Consider the following 18,995-nt stretch of genomic DNA (forward strand, 5'->3'; position numbering starts at 1 on the left):
AACGTCGTCTTACCATGGTCAACGTGACCAATAGTACCGATGTTGCAGTGCGGCTTATTACGTTCAAACTTTTCTTTAGCCATCTCAAATTACCTTTCTATCGGCCCTTGATTTACCAAGGGATCCATAGCTTTTTGGTTCTTCTTGTTTATTAACCGGCAAGCTTGGCTTTGATTTCCTCAGCCACGTTTGCAGGAACTTCATCGTAATGGTCGAACTGCATGGAGAACTGTGCACGACCTTGTGAGAAGGAGCGGAGCTCGTTCACGTAGCCGAACATGTTCGCCAGAGGGACCATTGCGTTGATTACAGTAGCCGGACCGCGGGTTTCGGAACCCTGGATCTGGCCGCGGCGCTTGTTAAGGTCGCCAATTACGTCGCCCATATACTCTTCTGGGGTCACAACTTCAACCTTCATCATCGGCTCGAGCAATTTAATGCCGGCTTTGGACGCTGCTTCACGCATTGCGCCGCGGCCTGCAATCTCGAACGCGAGAACGCTGGAGTCTACATCGTGGTACGCACCGTCGATCAGGCGTACGGAGAAGTCGATGATTGGGAAGCCAATGAGAGCACCAGCTTCAGCGATGTCGTTAACACCCTTTTCAACACCAGGGATGTATTCGCGAGGAATGTTACCGCCCTTGATCTCGTCGGTGAACGTGATGCCGGAGCCGCGCTCGCCTGGGGTTACAACCATCTTCACGCGACCGAACTGACCAGAACCACCGGACTGTTTCTTGTGCGTGTAGTCGATTTCAACTTCTTTCGCGAAGCTCTCGCGGTATGCCACCTGAGGCGCACCCACGTTACACTCAACTTTGAATTCGCGACGCATACGGTCAACGATGATGTCGAGGTGCAGTTCGCCCATGCCGGCGATCACAGTCTGACCGGATTCTTCATCGGAAGAAACGCGGAAGGATGGATCTTCAGCTGCCAGACGGTTCAGAGCGATGCCCATTTTCTCCTGGTCTGCTTTCGACTTTGGCTCAACAGCCACTTCGATCACAGGATCAGGGAATTCCATGCGCTCCAGGATAACCTGGCTGTTGTTGGCACACAGGGTGTCACCAGTCGTGGTCATTTTCAGACCAGCGATTGCGATGATGTCGCCTGCGCGAGCTTCCTTGATGTCTTCACGGCTGTTGGAGTGCATTTCCAGCATCCGGCCGATCTTCTCTTTCTTGCCCTTAACGGAGTTGGTTACTTGCGTACCAGCTTCGAGAACACCAGAGTAGATACGGCAGAACGTCAGCGTACCAACGAATGGGTCGTTCATGATCTTGAACGCGAGAGCCGAGAATGGCTGCTCGTCGTCAGACTTACGAACGATTTCTTTTTCGTGGTCGTCAGCGTCTACACCGCGGATCGCGTCAACGTCGGTTGGCGCAGGCATATAGTCAACAACAGCATCCAGAAGCGGCTGAACGCCTTTGTTCTTGAACGCGGTACCGTTGAGAACCGGAACGAACAGACCCTTAGTCGTACCTTTGCGGATAGCGCCCTTGAGCTCTTCCTCGGTCAGCTCTTCGCCTTCCAGGTACTTTTCCATCAGAGCTTCGTCAGCTTCAACAGCCGTCTCGATCATTTCCATGCGAGCAGCTTCAGCGTCGTCCTTCAGTTCGTCACGAATATCTACATATTCGTATGAAGCACCAAGGTCTTCACCTTTCCACAGTACTTCCTTGAACTTGATCAGGTCGATCAGGCCTTCGTATTCAGCTTCTGCGCCGATTGGCAGCTGAACAACGAGAGCTTTAGCGCCCAGGCGGTCTTTGATCATGCCCACGCAACGGTCGAAGTTCGCACCCATGCGGTCCATCTTGTTGACGAAGCACATACGTGGAACACCGTATTTGTCAGCTTGACGCCATACAGTCTCGGACTGAGGCTCAACGCCTGCAACCGAGTCAAATACAGCTACGGCACCATCGAGAACACGGAGGGAACGCTCAACTTCAATAGTGAAGTCAACGTGACCTGGTGTGTCGATGATGTTGATGCGGTGATCGTTCCAGAAGCAAGTCGTTGCAGCGGAGGTAATCGTGATACCGCGCTCCTGCTCTTGCTCCATCCAGTCCATAGTCGCGCCGCCATCGTGCACTTCGCCGATTTTGTGGCTACGGCCGGTGTAATAAAGGATACGTTCAGTAGTCGTCGTTTTACCAGCATCGATGTGTGCCATGATGCCGATGTTACGATAACGATTAAGTGGCGTTCTGCGTGCCATGGAACCTGTTCCTTACTTAATAACTTGTTACCAACGGTAGTGCGAGAAGGCTTTGTTAGCCTCAGCCATCTTGTGCGTGTCTTCACGCTTCTTGACGGCGGCACCCCGGTTGTTAGCTGCGTCCAACAGTTCGCCGGAAAGACGGCCAACCATCGTGGTTTCGTTGCGCTTGCGAGCAGAGCTGATCAGCCAGCGAATAGCCAGCGCCTGAGCGCGCTCGGAGCGAACTTCAACAGGAACCTGGTACGTCGCACCACCAACACGGCGGGAGCGAACCTCAATAGCAGGCTTCACATTGTCCAGTGCTTCATGGAAGAGAGCCAGAGCATCGGTCTTGGCGCGCTCTTCGATAGTCTCAAAGGCACCGTATACGATACGCTCTGCTACGGACTTCTTACCATCCAGCATCAGGCTGTTCATGAATTTGGTCAGTACGACATCACCGAACTTTGGATCAGGAAGTACTTCGCGTTTTTCTGCGCTATGACGACGAGACATGCGTTAAATCCTTCTCTAATCTTACTTCGGACGCTTCGTGCCGTATTTGGAACGGCTCTGACGACGATCTGCAACACCCTGGGTATCGAGCACACCACGGAGAGTGTGGTAGCGAACACCAGGCAAGTCTTTCACACGACCACCACGGATCAGAACAACAGAGTGTTCCTGAAGGTTGTGGCCTTCACCCGGGATGTAAGAAGTAACCTCGAAACCGTTCGAAAGACGTACACGAGCAACCTTACGGAGTGCCGAGTTAGGCTTCTTAGGGGTCGTGGTATAAACACGAGTACATACGCCACGTTTTTGTGGGCATGCTTCCAGCGCTGGCACTTTATTGTGCACTGGCTTCGCTTTGCGCGGCTTCCGCACTAGCTGTTGAATGGTAGGCATCTTAATTCCTTGCCGTTTTTCTCTGTCACCATTACCGAATGACCCCTTTTGCATGCAGCAAAAACGCCTGCATCGTGAACCACTTGGTTCCGACGAGGCCATTCATGATAATTCAAACTCTGTTTTCCTAGGCCAGAAAACCCCAGCGTTTAGCCTGTTTGGGCTACCACCTGAGCTCTGGCGAGGTGCGCTATCTATACCGAAAAGGGCCTCAGGTCAACGAAAAAACGGGGGTGGTAAGGAAATGCTAAGATTCTAGGGATTATCGCATTTTTCTTGCGATGGATCAGACATTTCCGTCAGGCTGCACCCCGCCCCTCGACGGTAGAGATACACATAGCCGTATCCACCGTCTAGATTATGTCGGAGGCGCGCCGGCAAAAAGTTCCAAATGCGCGAGTCCTTGATTGCCGGCACCAGGGGCTTTGGCGCCGGATGTGCCTTGGACACAAGCGGCCAGTTTTCAGCTCTTGCCTGCTCAAGCAGGTGTGGGGTCCGCGCGGGGTCAACGAATACCAGCTCCCCTGCTTGAGCCTCTGCAACTGAGGCCTTGTCCCCTGCTCCGCTCCACTTTAACAGGATCATCGCCCGCCGGATGGTTTCCGCGTCGGCATGGACAGGCGCGTCAGCAGCATCAGTCCAGGCAGCAAACTGCTCGACCCCGAAGATATAATTCCTGTTCTCGATATAGAGCGCCGCCAGATTCAGGCTGACAGCTGCCATCAGCAAAAGGCCAACAGCCTTATGGCGGCCGACACGGCAAAGCGCTGAATACGCCACAGCAAGGGATGGCAACACCGCGAGTGCGGTGACCAGGAAGTAGCGCGGATTGAGCGGCAGCAAGGTCGTGGCCGCACCGACCATCACAAACCAGGTTGCAGCAAGCCCAAGCCACAGGCCAGCTAGGTACCTCACTTGTGGACTACCCATTGCAACCTTCCGTCCGCTCAGGAAATACCAGGCAAGAACCGGGATCGCCACCCAGAACAGGATTGTGAATTCCTGGTTGAGAAGAATCACCAGCAAGGGGTCGACAACAGGGTGCACAATCACATTGCCCGCCAGGTCAATTGTACGGTCGATGGTGCTGTCATGATGGCTGGAGATGTTCATGCGGTACAGCGGATCGCCGGTCATGATGGTCAGGTAGAGTATCTCCTGCAGCCACACGGCAAAGAATCCCCCCGCCATAATCCAGTATTGCCGCCGCTCAATCACCGCCCCCATCAGGAACAGCAGGCCATAATAAACCAGAAGGAAAACCGTGGTTTCCCGGGTCAGGAAGCCAAAAGCCGCAAGCCCCCCTGCCCCCAGCAGCCACCACAGGCGCTTCTCCCGCTCGCCCGCAATCAGGAAACACTGAAAGGACGCGACAACAAAAAGCGCCTCGATCACATCCACGGACGCCACGCTGGCGCTGCTGACCAACACCGGAAGCGTCACCAGAAGCGGGGCCATCATGAGCATCGCCTCTCGGCCTGCCATGCGCCAGACCGCATATATAAGGAGCGCCACAAGGCAAAGGCAATAAAGAAGGCTTGGCAGGATCAACGCAAATTCGCTACCGCCGAACGCCAGGAACGACAGCGCCACAGGAATGGTGATGGTAATGCGAATGGTGCCATGCCCGCCCACATAGGGAAAATCCTCGATCCAGCCGTAAGCTCCACGGGCATAAGTGGCATCGTCCGACGCCAGAAAACCAACCCAGGTCACGGCCACCACCCCCAGGAAGACCGCAAGGATGATAAGTATGGAAGAGCGTAAGGACAGACGGCTAATCACGCTGGTCTCCCTTGTAGTGAGCGAAAACGAAGGCCCGGCTGATCAGGAAGGAACAACCAATCACGACAATATCGACGCCGACCTTGGCAACAAGTGGCGGGAACGTCAGCATCTGCACGGCAAGATACAGAAGTGCTGTCGCAAGCCCCATATTGAAACCAAGCAACAACCCATACCTGACAGCCTGGTGTGCGCCAGCATGTGCATGGACGCCCGCAAAGGTATAATATTTGTGCAGCAGGAAGCCTGTGCCCGCACCAACAAGTTTGGCTGCCACATTGGCCCACAGATACTGGCCGGTCGCCAGATAGGTGATCAGCACAAAGGTAAGATAGTCCAAACCATAGATAACCGGCCCGACAAAAATATAGCGCGCGGCCTGGCCGAAAACGCTTTTACCTGTGGCGCGACTGGCGCTGTCCTCGCTCATGCCTGATCAGGCCTTTTGCGGCGCCGTGCCGACAGGCTCTGCAGCGGCTGCCGCGGTGTGTTCGACACATCATAGCTCAGGAAAAACAGTACCAACTGGAAGCCAAGAATGATCGGGAGCACCGCAACCATCACGGTGCCGCTGGTAGCCGCCACCCCTTCAGCGATAGACTGCTGCCATTTCACAAGGCCAAAGACGCCGCCAAACGCCATCAGCAAAAGCCCGAAAACGAGATTGAGCGACGCCAGGTTGAAGTCCCGGAAAAAGTAGGAATAAACCATGCGCCGAATGGTGCCGCGAATATTGCCCCACAGGAAAGGACCGGCAATCCTGCTGATTTTCAGCCCGCTTTCTTCGTCCCCGTAGACCGCCTCCATCGGGACGTCGGTGACCACAGCCCGGTGGTCACCCAGCATGATCAGCATATCGGTTTCAAAGAAATAACGCTTGCCCAGCTTGTGCAGCTCAATCCGGGACAGAACCTCCCGGTGGATCGCCGTATAGCCATTGGTGGGATCAAACAGGTTCCAGTAGCCACTTGAAAGCTTGGTCATGAAAGACAGCACGGCATTGCCGAACAACCGCACCTTGGGCATCTGCCGAACCGAATAGAAAGAGTGAAACCGGTTGCCCTTGGTATAGTCCGCCGTACCGTCTTCAAGCGGACGGATCAGCCCCGGCAGTTCGTCGGGGTCCATCTGGCCGTCGCCATCCATCTTCACAACAATATCGGCGCCAGCCTCTAGAGCGGCCTTATAGCCCGTTACCACGGCCCCTCCCACCCCTTGGTTCATCGCGTGCTTCAGCACCGTCACGCGGGGATCCGTGCAATTCGCCTCGACAAAGGCGCCGCTCTGTTCCGGGCAGGCATCATCAACGACGAATATCTGCTGGCATGCAGGACCGATCGAGTCGATAACCTCTAGGATATGCCGTTTGACATTGTAGCACGGAATAACTATGGCGACTGTCTGGCTGTCCACTGGCCTCTCCCCAAGCCTTTCAAGCGTTTATCCATTAGTATCTGCGACAGGCACAGGCTTCAAGCCCCGATGGATAGGGTCCGATACAAAAAAAGGCCCGCCGATATCGGCAGGCCTTTCCTTGAATTCTTAGCAAGAAGCTTAAGCTTCGCCACCCTCTTGCGGTGCTGCTTCTTCCGTGCCGGTTGCTGCGGCGAACTCGGCTTCGGCAGTTGCCATTGGGTCTGCTGCCTCTTCCTGTGCAGCCTCTGCGATCTTGTCACGCTTGTGCGCTTCGTGACGCAGGCGGTTCATCACAGAACCGGTACCAGCCGGGATCAGGCGACCAACAATCACGTTTTCCTTCAGGCCAACGAGACGGTCTTTCTTGCCTGCAACAGACGCTTCTGTCAGGACGCGGGTCGTTTCCTGGAACGACGCGGCAGAGATGAAGCTGCGGGTCTGCAGGCTCGCCTTGGTGATACCAAGAAGGATCGGGTGACCTTTGGCTGGCAGTTTGCCCTGAGCTTCAAGCTTCGCGTTCTGTTCTTCGAACTCTTCGCGATCAACCTGTTCGCCCAGCAGCATCGTGCTGTCGCCAGAGGAAGTGATTTCGATCTTCTGCAGCATCTGGCGAACGATCACCTCGATGTGCTTGTCGTTGATCTTCACACCCTGCAGGCGGTAAACGTCCTGCACTTCTTTCACCAGATAGTTGGCCAGCGCCTCAACACCCATAACATGCAGAATGTCGTGTGGTGCAGGGTTACCGTCGATCAGGTATTCACCCTTCTGGATGAAGTCGCCTTCCTGAACGGCAATGTGCTTGCCTTTTGGTACCAGATATTCAACTGGCTCGCCCTCTTCGTCGCGTGGACGGATAGAGATGCGACGCTTGTTTTTATAGTCGCGGCCAAATTCAACGATACCGTCGATCTCAGCGATGATCGCGTGGTCCTTCGGACGGCGGGCTTCAAAGAGCTCAGCCACCCGTGGCAGACCACCGGTAATGTCTTTGGTTTTCGCAGCTTCACGCGGGATACGGGCGATTACGTCACCAGCCTGTACGTGCTTGCCGTCCTCAACGGAGAGGATGGCATCCACAGACAGGAAGTAGCGTGCTTCCGTACCGTTGGCGAGTTCGACAACTTCGTCGTTCTCGTTACGAAGCGTGATGCGTGGACGCAGGTCAGCACCTTTTGGCGCGGAACGCCAGTCGGTCACAACCTTGGACGCGATACCTGTACCTTCGTCTACGATTTCCTTCACGGACACGCCTTCGATCAGGTCAACCAGGCGAACCGTACCAGTTTGCTCTGTGATGATCGGAACGGTGTATGGGTCCCACTCAGCGAGTTTCTCGCCTTTAACAACCTCTTGGCCTTCGTCCTTGAACAGGTGCGAACCGTAAGCCAGGCGGTGCTTGGCTTTTTCACGGCCTTCATCGTCAACAACGATGACTTCCATGTTCCGGCTCATCACAACCTTGCGGCCTTTGCTGTCTTCGATCACGTTGCGGTTTTCGATCTTGATCTTACCGTCAGCGGACGATTCAACAGCGGATTCAGCGTTCACCGTTGCGGCACCACCGATGTGGAAGGTACGCATGGTCAGCTGTGTACCAGGCTCACCGATCGACTGAGCGGCGATAACACCAACGGCTTCACCCATATTCACAGGCGTACCGCGGGCCAGGTCACGACCGTAACACTTGCCACATGTGCCGCCCTTGGTTTCACAGGTCAGAACCGAACGGATCTTCACTTCACCAATGCCGGCAGTCTCGATCGCGTCAGACTTGGCTTCGTCAAGCAGCTCACCAGCCGGGAACAGCAGTTCGCCGGACACAGGGTGCTTCACATCCACTGACAAACAGCGACCAAGGATACGCTCGCTCAGCGGCACGAGAACGTCGCCGCCCTCGGATACTTCCGTGATGGTGATACCGTTTTCGGTACCGCAATCCTCTTCGATCACAACGCAGTCTTGGCTTACGTCCACCAGACGACGGGTCAGGTAACCTGAGTTTGCCGTCTTCAGGGCTGTATCCGCCAGACCCTTACGGGCACCGTGCGAGGAGTTGAAGTATTCAAGAACCGACAGGCCCTCTTTAAAGTTCGAGATGATCGGCGTTTCAATGATCTCACCAGACGGCTTGGCCATCAGGCCCCGCATACCGGCAAGCTGCTTCATCTGAGCCGCAGAACCCCGCGCACCAGAGTTGGCCATCATGAATACCGAGTTCACATCAGTTTCACGACCGTTCTCATCAACCTCGGTGCGCTCCATTTCCTTCATCATGGCGTCTGCCACTTTGTCGGTACATTGCGCCCAGGCGTCTACAACCTTGTTGTATTTCTCGCCCTGGGTGATCAGACCATCCTGATACTGCTCTTCATATTCCTTCACCATGTCGCGCGTGGCTTCAACCAGCGTTTCCTTGGCGTCAGGAATGATCATGTCGTCTTTACCGAAGGAGATACCAGCGGCACATGCGCGGCGGAAGCCTTCGCCCATGATGCCGTCAGCGAACAGAACAGTCGTCTTCTGACCACAGTGGCGGTAAACCACGTCGATCACTTCAGAAATCTCTTTCTTGCCGAGACGACGGTTGATCAGGCTGAATGGCACTTTCGGGTGCTTCGGCAGGTGCTGCGCAAGGATCATACGGCCAGGCGTGGTTTCAACGCGCTTGGTCTCAAGTTCACCCTTGTCGTTGATCAGCTCGAAACGGGCATTGATCTTGGTGTGCAGCGTGATGGATTTGGCGTCCAGTGCAAACTGGATTTCGTCCATGCAGGAGAAGGCTTTACCTTCGCCAATGTCACCCTGGCGCAGGCTGGTCATATAGTAGAGACCAAGCACGATATCCTGGGATGGAACGATGATCGGCTTGCCGTTCGCTGGGCTGAGGATGTTGTTTGTGGACATCATCAGCACGCGGGCTTCAAGCTGGGCTTCGATGGACAGTGGCACGTGAACGGCCATCTGGTCACCGTCGAAGTCAGCGTTGAAGGCAGCACACACAAGCGGGTGCAGCTGAATGGCTTTACCTTCGATCAGTACAGGTTCGAACGCCTGGATACCAAGACGGTGCAGTGTTGGGGCACGGTTCAGCATCACTGGGTGTTCGCGGATCACCTCATCAAGGATATCCCAAACCTCACGGCGCTCCTTCTCAACAAGCTTCTTCGCGGCCTTGATGGTGGTCGCGATGCCTTTCTTGTCGAGGCGCGAATAGATGAACGGCTTAAAGAGTTCAAGCGCCATCTTCTTCGGCAGGCCACACTGGTGCAGCTTCAGCTCAGGACCAACCACGATTACGGAACGACCGGAATAGTCAACCCGCTTACCGAGAAGGTTCTGACGGAAACGACCCTGCTTACCCTTGAGCATGTCAGACAGGGACTTCAGTGGGCGCTTGTTGGCACCAGTGATGGTACGGCCACGACGGCCGTTATCGAACAGCGCATCCACGGATTCCTGAAGCATACGCTTCTCGTTCCGGATGATGATATCTGGCGCGCGCAGTTCAATCAGGCGCTTCAGACGGTTGTTCCGGTTGATCACACGACGATAAAGGTCGTTGAGGTCGGAAGTCGCGAAGCGGCCACCGTCCAGCGGTACGAGCGGACGCAGCTCTGGCGGGATCACAGGCACAACGGTCATGATCATCCACTCAGGGCGGTTGCCGGATTCGATGAAGCTCTCGATTACCTTGAGGCGCTTAACGATCTTCTTGGGCTTCAGCTCAGACTTGGTCTCAGCCAGTTCCTTCAGAAGCTTTTCCTGCTCGTCTTCAAGATCAACGCTTTCCAGAAGCTTGCGGATCGCTTCAGCGCCAATGCCAGCGGTGAAGCTGTCTTCGCCATACTCGTCCTGCGCACGATAGTAATCGTCCTCAGACAACAGCTGGAACTGCTTCAGCGGCGTCAGGCCTGGCTCGATCACCACATAGTATTCGAAATACAGAACGCGCTCGAGATCCTTCAGCGTCATATCCAGCACAAGACCGATCCGGCTTGGGAGCGACTTGAGGAACCAGATGTGGGCTACAGGAGCAGCCAGGTCAATATGGCCCATACGCTCGCGGCGCACCTTCGAGAGCGTGACCTCAACGCCACATTTCTCACAGATGATGCCACGGTACTTCATGCGCTTATATTTGCCGCACAAGCACTCATAGTCCTTCACAGGGCCAAAGATACGGGCACAGAAAAGACCATCTTTCTCGGGCTTGAACGTCCGATAGTTGATGGTTTCCGGCTTTTTGATCTCACCAAAAGACCAGGAACGAATCCGCTCCGGCGACGCAATCGAGATCTGGATCTGATCAAACGTCTCCGGTTTCTGGTTCGGGTTGAAGTATTTCATCACTTCTTGGTTCATGTCCGGCGTCTCTCTTAATTCGCTGTCGGGGCAATTTCTGCTCAAGGAGCCCCGCTTCGCCTTCCAAAACTCCGCCCACCCGCAGGTGGGCTGGCCGAGGCATAAGCCCCGGCCTGCACAATATTAGTCGTCGGTACCAGTAATCAGCTCGACATTCAGACCCAGGGACCTGATTTCCTTCACAAGTACGTTGAAGGATTCTGGGATACCTGCTTCGAATGTATCGTCGCCGCGTACAATGGCTTCGTAGACCTTGGTCCGGCCTGCCACATCGTCCGACTTGACGGTAAGCATTTCCTGCAGCGTGTAAGCAGCACCGTATGCCTGAAGTGCCCACACCTCCATCTCACCGAAGCGCTGGCCACCGAACTGCGCCTTACCGCCCAGCGGCTGCTGGGTAACAAGGCTGTATGGGCCAATCGAACGGGCGTGGATTTTGTCGTCCACAAGGTGGTGCAGCTTGAGCATATAGATGTAGCCCACGGTAACCTTACGGTCGAATTTCTCGCCCGTACGGCCATCCCACAGTTGAACCTGACCAGAACGGTCAAGGCCGGCTTGCTCCAGCATTTCACAGATATCGGCTTCCACAGCACCATCGAACACCGGTGTGCCCATTGGGACACCGCTTGTCAGGTTGCCGGCAAGCTCGATGATCTGGTCATCGGTCAGCTCAGCGATATCGCTTTCATACTGCTCTTCGCCGTAGATCTCTTTGAACTTGGCACGGAAATCATCCGCAGCGCCCGAACCGTGGCGGTATGCTTCAAGCATGCCGTCGATCTGGCGGCCAAGACCACGAGACGCCCAGCCAAGGTGCGTTTCAAGAATCTGACCCACGTTCATCCGCGATGGTACACCCAGCGGGTTCAGCACAACGTCAACCGGCGTGCCGTCCTCAAGGTGAGGCATGTCTTCCTGTGGCAGAATGCGCGAGATAACACCTTTGTTACCGTGACGGCCTGCCATCTTGTCACCAGGCTGAAGCTTGCGCTTCACGGCAACGAAGACCTTAACCATCTTCAGAACGCCAGGAGGCAGCTCGTCACCACGCTGCAGCTTCTCGATCTTCTCGTCGAAGCGGCGCTGGAGCTGGCCTTTGCTGTCGTCGAACTGCTTGCGGAGTGCTTCGATATCGCTCATGGCGCTATCGTCATCAACGGCGATATCCCACCAGGTGATGCGCTTCAGTTCAGCGAGGCCTTCCTCGGTGATCTTGGTGCCCTTCTTCATCTCTTTGGTGCCCGCAGTAACCGTGCGGCCAATCAGGAGAGGCTGAAGACGACCGTAGATGTTGCGCTCAAGAATTGCGCGCTCGTCTTCGCGGTCTTTGGTCAGGCGTTCGATTTCTTCACGCTCGATCGTCAGGGCACGTTCGTCTTTGTCCACACCGTGGCGGTTAAAGACGCGTACCTCAACAACCGTACCGGCCACACCGGGTGGCAGGCGCATGGAGGTGTCGCGAACGTCGGATGCTTTCTCACCGAAGATAGCACGCAGAAGTTTTTCTTCCGGCGTCATTGGGCTTTCACCCTTCGGCGTGATCTTACCAACGAGGATGTCGCCTGGGTGAACTTCAGCACCGATGTAAACGATACCGGCTTCATCCAGGTTCTTCAGGCCTTCTTCACCCACGTTTGGAATATCACGAGTGATTTCCTCTGGGCCAAGCTTGGTGTCGCGGGCCATCACCTCGAATTCCTCGATGTGGATCGACGTGAAGACGTCTTCTTTCACGATCCGCTCGGAAATCAGGATGGAATCCTCGAAGTTGTAACCGTTCCAAGGCATGAAGGCCACGAGGGCATTCCGGCCAAGCGCCAGTTCACCGAGTTCCGTCGATGGGCCATCACAGATGATGTCGCCTTTCAGGACCTCGTCACCCACTTTCACCAGTGGACGCTGGTTGATGCAGGTGTTCTGGTTGGAACGCTGGAACTTCTGCAGCGTGTAGATGTCAACGCCGGACTTGCCAGGGTCAACGTCTTCGGTAGCGCGGATAACGATACGGGTCGCGTCCACCTGCTCTACCACGCCGGTACGGCGGGCTGCGATGGCGGCACCACTATCGGAAGCCACAACTTTTTCCATGCCGGTACCAACAAACGGCGCCTCAGCGCGAACGAGTGGAACGGCCTGACGTTGCATGTTCGAACCCATGAGTGCGCGGTTCGCGTCATCGTTCTCGAGGAACGGAATGAGCGATGCAGCCACGGACACAAGCTGCTTCGGCGATACGTCCATCAGGTCGATGTTGTCAGGCGTGGACATGATGAATTCACCAGCCTCACGACAGGACACCAGGTCGCTTGCGAACTTGCCGTCTTCTGTCAGCTCGGCGTTTGCCTGTGCAACAGTGTATTTACCTTCTTCCATAGCGGACAGGTAAACCACTTCAGCAGACACTTTGCCGTCAACAACCTTACGGTATGGGCTTTCGATGAAGCCATACTTGTTCACTTGGGCGTAAGTCGCGAGCGAGTTGATCAGACCAATGTTCGGGCCTTCCGGCGTTTCAATTGGACAGATACGACCATAGTGGGTTGGGTGTACGTCACGAACCTCAAAGCCCGCGCGCTCACGCGTCAGACCACCAGGACCAAGCGCTGACATACGGCGCTTGTGCGTGATCTCGGAAAGCGGGTTGGTCTGGTCCATGAACTGCGACAGCTGCGAAGAACCGAAGAATTCACGAACAGCTGCAACAGCCGGCTTCGCGTTGATCAGGTCATGCGGCATCACAGTGTCGATGTCTACAGAAGACATACGCTCACGGATCGCACGCTCCATACGCAGGAGACCAATGCGGTACTGGTTTTCCATCAGTTCGCCAACGGAACGGACACGACGGTTACCAAGGTGGTCAATATCGTCGATCTCGCCCTTGCCGTCCTTCAGCTCAACAAGCGTCTTGACGGTGGAAAGGATGTCTTCGCGGCGCAGCGTGCCAACAGTGTCTTCGCAGTCAAGGCCAAGACGCATGTTCATCTTCACGCGACCAACGTCAGACAGATCATAGCGTTCTGGATCGAAGAACAGCCCGTAGAACAGCGCTTCGGCTGTTTCCTTGGTTGGCGGCTCACCCGGACGCATAACCTTGTAGATCTCAGCCAGTGCGCCGTCAGTGCACTCGATCTTGTCGGCTTTGAGCGTGTTACGGATGTATGGGCCAACATTGACCGCATCAATGTCGAGAACCTCGATCTCGTCAAAGCCCGCAGCAGACAGGTCCTCAACGATCTCTTCGGAAAGCTCGTCACCGGCCTCAACATAAATGGAGCCGGTTTTCTCGTTGATCACGTCGCGAGCAGCATATTTGCCAACGATCATTTCTTCTGGAACAAGAATGCCTTGGATGCCGTCTTTTTCCAGCTTCTTCGCCAGACGTGGCGTGACCTTCTTGTCTTTTTCAATAATCACTTCGCCGCTGTCGGCGTCGACAACGTCAAAGTCCGGCTTAACACCGCGCCATGCTTCGGCGATGAATGGCATGCGCCAGCCGCCTTTCGTGCGAGTGTAGGAAACCGTGTTGTAGAAATAGTGCAGAATGTCTTCTGCACCCATGCCAAGGGCGTAAAGAAGGGACGTCGCAGGCAGTTTGCGGCGACGATCGATCCGTACGTTGACGATGTCTTTTGCATCAAACTCGAAGTCGAGCCAGGAACCACGGTAAGGAATCACGCGCGCTGCAAACAGGAATTTCCCGGAGCTGTGCGTCTTGCCGCGGTCATGGTCGAAGAATACACCAGGCGAACGGTGCATCTGGGAAACGATCACCCGCTCGGTACCGTTGATCACGAACGTACCGTTGTCGGTCATCAGTGGCAGGTCGCCCATGTAGACGTCTTGCTCTTTGATGTCCAAAACGGACTTGGCTTCTGTCTCTGGATCAACCTCAAATACGATCAGGCGCAAGGTCACGCGCAGCGGTGCGGCATAGGTCATGTCGCGCTGCTGGCATTCTTCTACATCATATTTCGGTGCTTCCAGTTCATACCTGACATATTCAAGCGATGAAGTAGCTGAGAAGTCCTGAATTGGGAAAACCGACTTGAGAACTTTCTCAAGGCCGGAAGTCAGCCGCTCTTCTTCTGTTGCGCCAGGCTTGAAGAACTGGTCATAGGACCGCCGTTGAACCTCAATGAGGTTTGGCATTTGCGTCACTTCGGAAATGTGCCCAAAGTCCTTACGCACGCGCTTACGACCGGTAAATGAAGTCGCCATGCTTCGCCCTCGTTCCTTTAGTTGTGCCGCCAAAGCCTGAGTACTCGAAGGCCCTGGTCCAGCTGCCAATTGGGGTCTAGGGTGAACAACTTACCCTAAACTCCTGAAAATCCAAATCTTTTGGGCATTTCACCCAAGACGGGACCTGATTTTTATGTCCTTAGGTCCTCAGGACGCCGAAAGGCCGGGAGCGAATTTCGCTCCCGACCCCGGGATCAAGTGGCTCAAGAAATTACTTGAGCTCAACTTTCGCGCCAGCAGCTTCGAGCTTTTTCTTGAGCTCTTCAGCTTCGTCTTTCGACACAGCTTCTTTAACTGGCTTAGGAGCACCTTCAACCAGGTCTTTAGCTTCTTTGAGGCCCAGACCAGTGATTGCACGTACTTCTTTAATCACGTTGATTTTCTTGTCGCCAGCGTCTGCGAGAATTACGTCAAACTCGTCTTTCTCTTCTGCAGCTTCAGCACCAGCAGCAGCACCGCCAGCAGCAGCAACAGCTACAGGAGCAGCAGCAGATACGCCCCATTTTTCTTCCAGCATCTTGGAAAGCTCAGCAGCTTCCATAACAGTCAGGCCAGAAAGTTCTTCTACAAGCTTCGCGAGGTCAGCCATTTGTATTACTCCAATTTCGTAGTCCTACAGTCGAGGTACTACATGTCACATTGCATAAAAGTCTAGGCAGCGTCCGACCATCCGGGCACCACCCATTTTGTGTTTAAGCTGCGTCTTTGCTGCCGTAAGCACCGAATACACGAGCCAATTGACCCGCTGGGGCTTGCGTAACTGCGGCGACCTTCTGGGCAGGAGCTTGCAGGAGACCCACAAGTTTGCCACGAAGCTCGTCCAGCGATGGCATAGAGGCCAGTGCTTTAACGCCGCTTTCGTCCAGAACCGTAGAGCCCATGCTGCCACCAACAAGACGAAGTTTTTCGTTCTTCTTGGCGAATTCAGCGAGGACTTTGGCTGGAGCTACAACGTCGTCAGCAAAACCAATTGCCGTCGGACCTGTAAACAGATCAGCAATACCTTCGTATTCAGTACCTTTGAGCGCAAGACGAGTCAGCCGGTTCTTGGTTACTTTCAAAGAAGCACCCACTTCACGCATTTGCGCACGCAGTGCAGTAATCTCAGCAACGCTCAGGCCATCATAGTGTACAACTACGACAGTCGCGGCGTTCGAGAATACCTCATGCATGGATGCAACCAGATCCTGCTTTTCGGCTCTTTCCACTTTTCTCGTCTCCGACTTTGGAAACCTTCCCCAAACTTCGGGGTCAGCCTCCGTTTCATTTGAGCCATATATCCGCGTCTCATGCCGAAGCATCATTCCCGGATACGCTACCCTGTCCAGGGCGCAGGATGGGCCACACCCAATCCTGTAGGAACCGCGGCTATCAACTCACGAAGCTGATAATTCCTAATACCCATCTCATACAGGCCTCGGCGTCGCGACGACCGATTGTTTTAAACCCTGAAGGTCAACTACTAGCAACACACTTCAGAGCACCTGTAATCTCGGACAGTACTCTCACACAGGCAAAACATCCGCCTGCATGTTTGTGCCGCCCCGTTCGAGACGGCACAAATTCTTCAATTACGCGTCGATCGCAGACGTGTCGATCTTCAGGCCTGGGCCCATGGAAGAGGACATCGCGATTTTCTTCACGTAAGTGCCTTTTGCGCCGGTTGGCTTGGCTTTAACAACCGCACCGATGAACGCTTTGGCGTTTTCAATGATCTGAGCTTCGTCGAAGCTGGCCTTGCCAACGCCGCCGTGCACGATACCGGCTTTTTCAACGCGGTATTCAACCTGGCCCGCTTTAGCCGCTTCAACAGCGCCTTTAACGTCCGGTGTAACAGTGCCCAGCTTTGGGTTCGGCATCAGGCCTTTAGGGCCAAGCACCTTACCCAGGCGACCAACAACAGCCATCATGTCAGGCGTTGCGATCACACGGTCAAAATCCATGTTGCCCTTCTGGATGTCTTCCATCAGGTCTTCTGCGCCAACGATATCTGCGCCAGCTGCTTTTGCTTCTTCAGCTTTCGCATCGCGAGCAAACACAGCAACACGCATCGTCTTACCCGTGCCGTGTGGCAGGGATACAACGCCGCGAACCATTTGGTCAGCGTGACGTGGGTCAACACCGAGGTTCATAGCAACTTCGATCGTTTCGTCGAATTTCACTTTGGAACGAGCTTTCAGCTCGGCAACAGCTTCTTCAACGGTGTAAAGCTTTTCGCGGTCGATACCGTCGAGAGCTTTTTGCATACGCTTAGCAGTTTTCGCCATCTGATTAGCCCTCTACCTTCAGACCCATGGAACGAGCGGAGCCTTCGATGATCAGCATTGCTGCTTCGATATCGTTGGCGCTCAGGTCCACCATTTTCGCTTCCGCGATCTCTTTTACCTGTGCCTTGGTGACAGAACCGGCAACAGCACGGCCAGGCTCGGAACCACCAGACTTAAGGCCAGCAGCTTTCTTCAGGAAGTAGCTTGCTGGTGGGGTCTTGATGTCAAACGTAAAGCTTTTGTCAGCGTAAACCGTGATGATGGTTGGGCAAGGCTGGCCTGGTTCCATCTTCTGGGTTTTTGCGTTGAACGCTTTACAGAATTCCATAATGTTAATGCCACGCTGACCAAGCGCCGGGCCAATTGGAGGCGACGGGTTTGCTTGACCTGCAGGCACCTGAAGCTTCAGATAGCCAGAAATCTTCTTTGCCATTTCATTTCCCTTTCAAAAACAACATGGGGCTTCAGGCCCCGTTTAGGGTGCGCGGTACGGCTAATGGCTGGCCTTCCGCGCGGTTCATCCGGGGCAGCTAGCCCCAGAATTCTTAAGAAACTTTTTCGACCTGGGTGTATTCCAGCTCAACCGGTGTCGCCCGACCAAAGATCGATACAGACACCTTCAGGCGCGCCTTGTCTTCATCCACGTCTTCGACAGTACCGTTGAAGGATGCGAACGGACCATCGGTCACGCGCACTTCTTCGCCAATCTCGTAAACGATATTCGGACGTGGGCGCTCAACACCTTCCTCAACCTGGTTGAGAATGCGAGCAGCCTCTGCATCCGAAATCGGCGAAGGCCGACCTTGTGGCCCAAGGAAGCCCGTTACCTTCGCATGGCCGTTGGCCAGGTGGTACGTATCGTCCGTCAGAACCATCTTGATCAGCACATAGCCCGGGAAGAATTTCTTCTCGGACGTTACTTTTTTGCCCTTGCGGACCTCAACAACCTCTTCGGTCGGAACAATCACTTCGTCCACCAGCGCGTCCAGGCCCTGCTGAACGGCTTGCTCTTTAATGGCCTCAGCGACCTTCTTCTCAAAGCCCGAATAGGCGTGAATGATATACCAACGAGACTTGCTCACATTAACCTCCAAGACCCAGCAGGTATTGCACACCGGCGTTCAGAACAAAATCCACGCCAAGGAAGAACACAGCCATGATCACAACCATAATAAACACCATAAGAGAGGTGATTCCCGCTTCTTTAGGCGTCGGCCAGGTCACTTTGGACCCTTCCTGCCGTACCTGGCGGACAAATTCACCCGGGGTGGTCTTCGCCATAGTGTGTCCTTCTTTCTAGCTCATAAGCCCGCGCTTAGAGCCTATAAAGCGCAGGCTTTTCAAAACCTTATCAATTCAGCACTCAAAAGCAGCTGCTCTCTCTTCCGGCTTGGCAGGGGCGGAGGGACTCGAACCCCCGACACCCGGTTTTGGAGACCGGTGCTCTACCAACTGAGCTACGCCCCTAAAGCCATAAGCGCTTCTCGTGAGGGGTGCGGTTTAACGCCCCTACCCCCAGCATGCAAGCACTTTTTTTGCCATTTTTAAAATGGCTTAGCGGGGCAACCTCAAAACTCGGAACCCGCGCAAGAAAATGGGCCGAACAGGCCGGCCCACTTTCGAGTTCTTGTCGCTTACGCGATGATTTTAGCTACAACGCCGGCGCCAACGGTACGGCCACCTTCGCGGATTGCGAAGCGGAGGCCTTCATCCATGGCGATCGGAGCGATCAGCTCAACAGTCAGGTTCACGTTGTCACCAGGCATTACCATTTCGGTGCCTTCTGGCAGTTC

General features: G+C 54.7%; 15 protein-coding genes, 1 tRNA gene and 1 pseudogene. All 17 read right to left on the reverse strand.

Annotated elements, in window-relative coordinates; genetic code table 11:
• A pseudogene (locus tag ACFO5Q_RS16990) lies at nt 1–83 on the reverse strand (GTP-binding protein); the annotation flags it as partial.
• A gap of 68 nt (nt 84–151) precedes the next feature.
• The gene (gene fusA / locus ACFO5Q_RS16995) at nt 152–2,233 is read right to left on the reverse strand and encodes an elongation factor G (RefSeq protein WP_068148658.1); all 2,082 of its coding nucleotides are present in this window, start codon (nt 2,231–2,233) and stop codon (nt 152–154) included.
• Between the two features lie 27 nt (nt 2,234–2,260).
• Nucleotides 2,261–2,731, reverse strand: a complete 471-nt coding sequence (rpsG, locus tag ACFO5Q_RS17000) for a 30S ribosomal protein S7 (protein ID WP_068148660.1) — start codon at nt 2,729–2,731, stop codon at nt 2,261–2,263.
• Nucleotides 2,732–2,752: 21 nt separating this feature from the next.
• Nucleotides 2,753–3,124 carry a 30S ribosomal protein S12 gene (gene rpsL, locus ACFO5Q_RS17005; RefSeq protein WP_068148697.1) on the reverse strand — a complete coding sequence of 124 codons (372 nt, stop codon included), beginning with the start codon at nt 3,122–3,124 and terminating at the stop codon, nt 2,753–2,755.
• A gap of 255 nt (nt 3,125–3,379) precedes the next feature.
• Nucleotides 3,380–4,909: a glycosyltransferase family 39 protein gene (locus tag ACFO5Q_RS17010; RefSeq protein WP_068148663.1), complete on the reverse strand. Its 1,530-nt coding sequence runs from the start codon at nt 4,907–4,909 to the stop codon at nt 3,380–3,382.
• Nucleotides 4,902–5,339 carry a GtrA family protein gene (locus ACFO5Q_RS17015; RefSeq protein ID WP_068148666.1) on the reverse strand — a complete coding sequence of 146 codons (438 nt, stop codon included), beginning with the start codon at nt 5,337–5,339 and terminating at the stop codon, nt 4,902–4,904. The genes ACFO5Q_RS17010 and ACFO5Q_RS17015 overlap by 8 nt, the downstream gene beginning before the upstream one ends.
• Complete coding sequence (locus ACFO5Q_RS17020; RefSeq protein ID WP_068148668.1) at nt 5,336–6,322, reverse strand: glycosyltransferase family 2 protein; 987 nt, start codon at nt 6,320–6,322, stop codon at nt 5,336–5,338. The genes ACFO5Q_RS17015 and ACFO5Q_RS17020 overlap by 4 nt, the downstream gene beginning before the upstream one ends.
• Nucleotides 6,323–6,463: 141 nt before the next feature.
• Nucleotides 6,464–10,690: a DNA-directed RNA polymerase subunit beta' gene (gene rpoC, locus ACFO5Q_RS17025; RefSeq protein WP_068148671.1), complete on the reverse strand. Its 4,227-nt coding sequence runs from the start codon at nt 10,688–10,690 to the stop codon at nt 6,464–6,466.
• Nucleotides 10,691–10,813: 123 nt separating this feature from the next.
• A complete protein-coding gene (gene rpoB / locus ACFO5Q_RS17030) occupies nt 10,814–14,914 on the reverse strand; it encodes a DNA-directed RNA polymerase subunit beta (protein ID WP_068148674.1) in 4,101 nt (1,366 codons plus the stop codon).
• Between the two features lie 232 nt (nt 14,915–15,146).
• Nucleotides 15,147–15,524, reverse strand: coding sequence for a 50S ribosomal protein L7/L12 (gene rplL / locus ACFO5Q_RS17035; RefSeq protein WP_068148677.1), 378 nt, complete (start codon nt 15,522–15,524; stop codon nt 15,147–15,149).
• A gap of 103 nt (nt 15,525–15,627) precedes the next feature.
• Entirely contained in the window at nt 15,628–16,143 is a 516-nt protein-coding gene (gene rplJ, locus ACFO5Q_RS17040) for a 50S ribosomal protein L10 (RefSeq protein ID WP_068148680.1), read from the reverse strand.
• A 363-nt stretch (nt 16,144–16,506) separates the two neighbouring features.
• Nucleotides 16,507–17,202 carry a 50S ribosomal protein L1 gene (gene rplA / locus ACFO5Q_RS17045; protein WP_068148683.1) on the reverse strand — a complete coding sequence of 232 codons (696 nt, stop codon included), beginning with the start codon at nt 17,200–17,202 and terminating at the stop codon, nt 16,507–16,509.
• A 4-nt stretch (nt 17,203–17,206) separates the two neighbouring features.
• Nucleotides 17,207–17,635 (reverse strand): 50S ribosomal protein L11, encoded by a 429-nt coding sequence (gene rplK, locus ACFO5Q_RS17050; protein WP_068148686.1) that lies wholly within the window; start codon nt 17,633–17,635, stop codon nt 17,207–17,209.
• 112 nt (nt 17,636–17,747) lie between these two features.
• Nucleotides 17,748–18,284, reverse strand: a complete 537-nt coding sequence (nusG, locus tag ACFO5Q_RS17055; RefSeq protein ID WP_068148690.1) for a transcription termination/antitermination protein NusG — start codon at nt 18,282–18,284, stop codon at nt 17,748–17,750.
• A gap of 1 nt (nt 18,285) precedes the next feature.
• On the reverse strand, nt 18,286–18,483 hold the full coding sequence (secE, locus tag ACFO5Q_RS17060) for a preprotein translocase subunit SecE (RefSeq protein WP_068148695.1): 198 nt from the start codon (nt 18,481–18,483) through the stop codon (nt 18,286–18,288).
• Between the two features lie 110 nt (nt 18,484–18,593).
• Nucleotides 18,594–18,669, reverse strand: a tRNA-Trp gene (locus tag ACFO5Q_RS17065).
• A 167-nt stretch (nt 18,670–18,836) separates the two neighbouring features.
• Nucleotides 18,837–18,995, reverse strand: a 159-nt coding sequence (locus tag ACFO5Q_RS17070; RefSeq protein WP_452176557.1) for an EF-Tu C-terminal domain-related protein, incomplete at its 5' end; no start/stop codon positions are given.

The sequence above is a fragment of the Kordiimonas lipolytica genome (assembly GCF_042651265.1).
Lineage (GTDB): Bacteria > Pseudomonadota > Alphaproteobacteria > Sphingomonadales > Kordiimonadaceae > Kordiimonas > Kordiimonas lipolytica.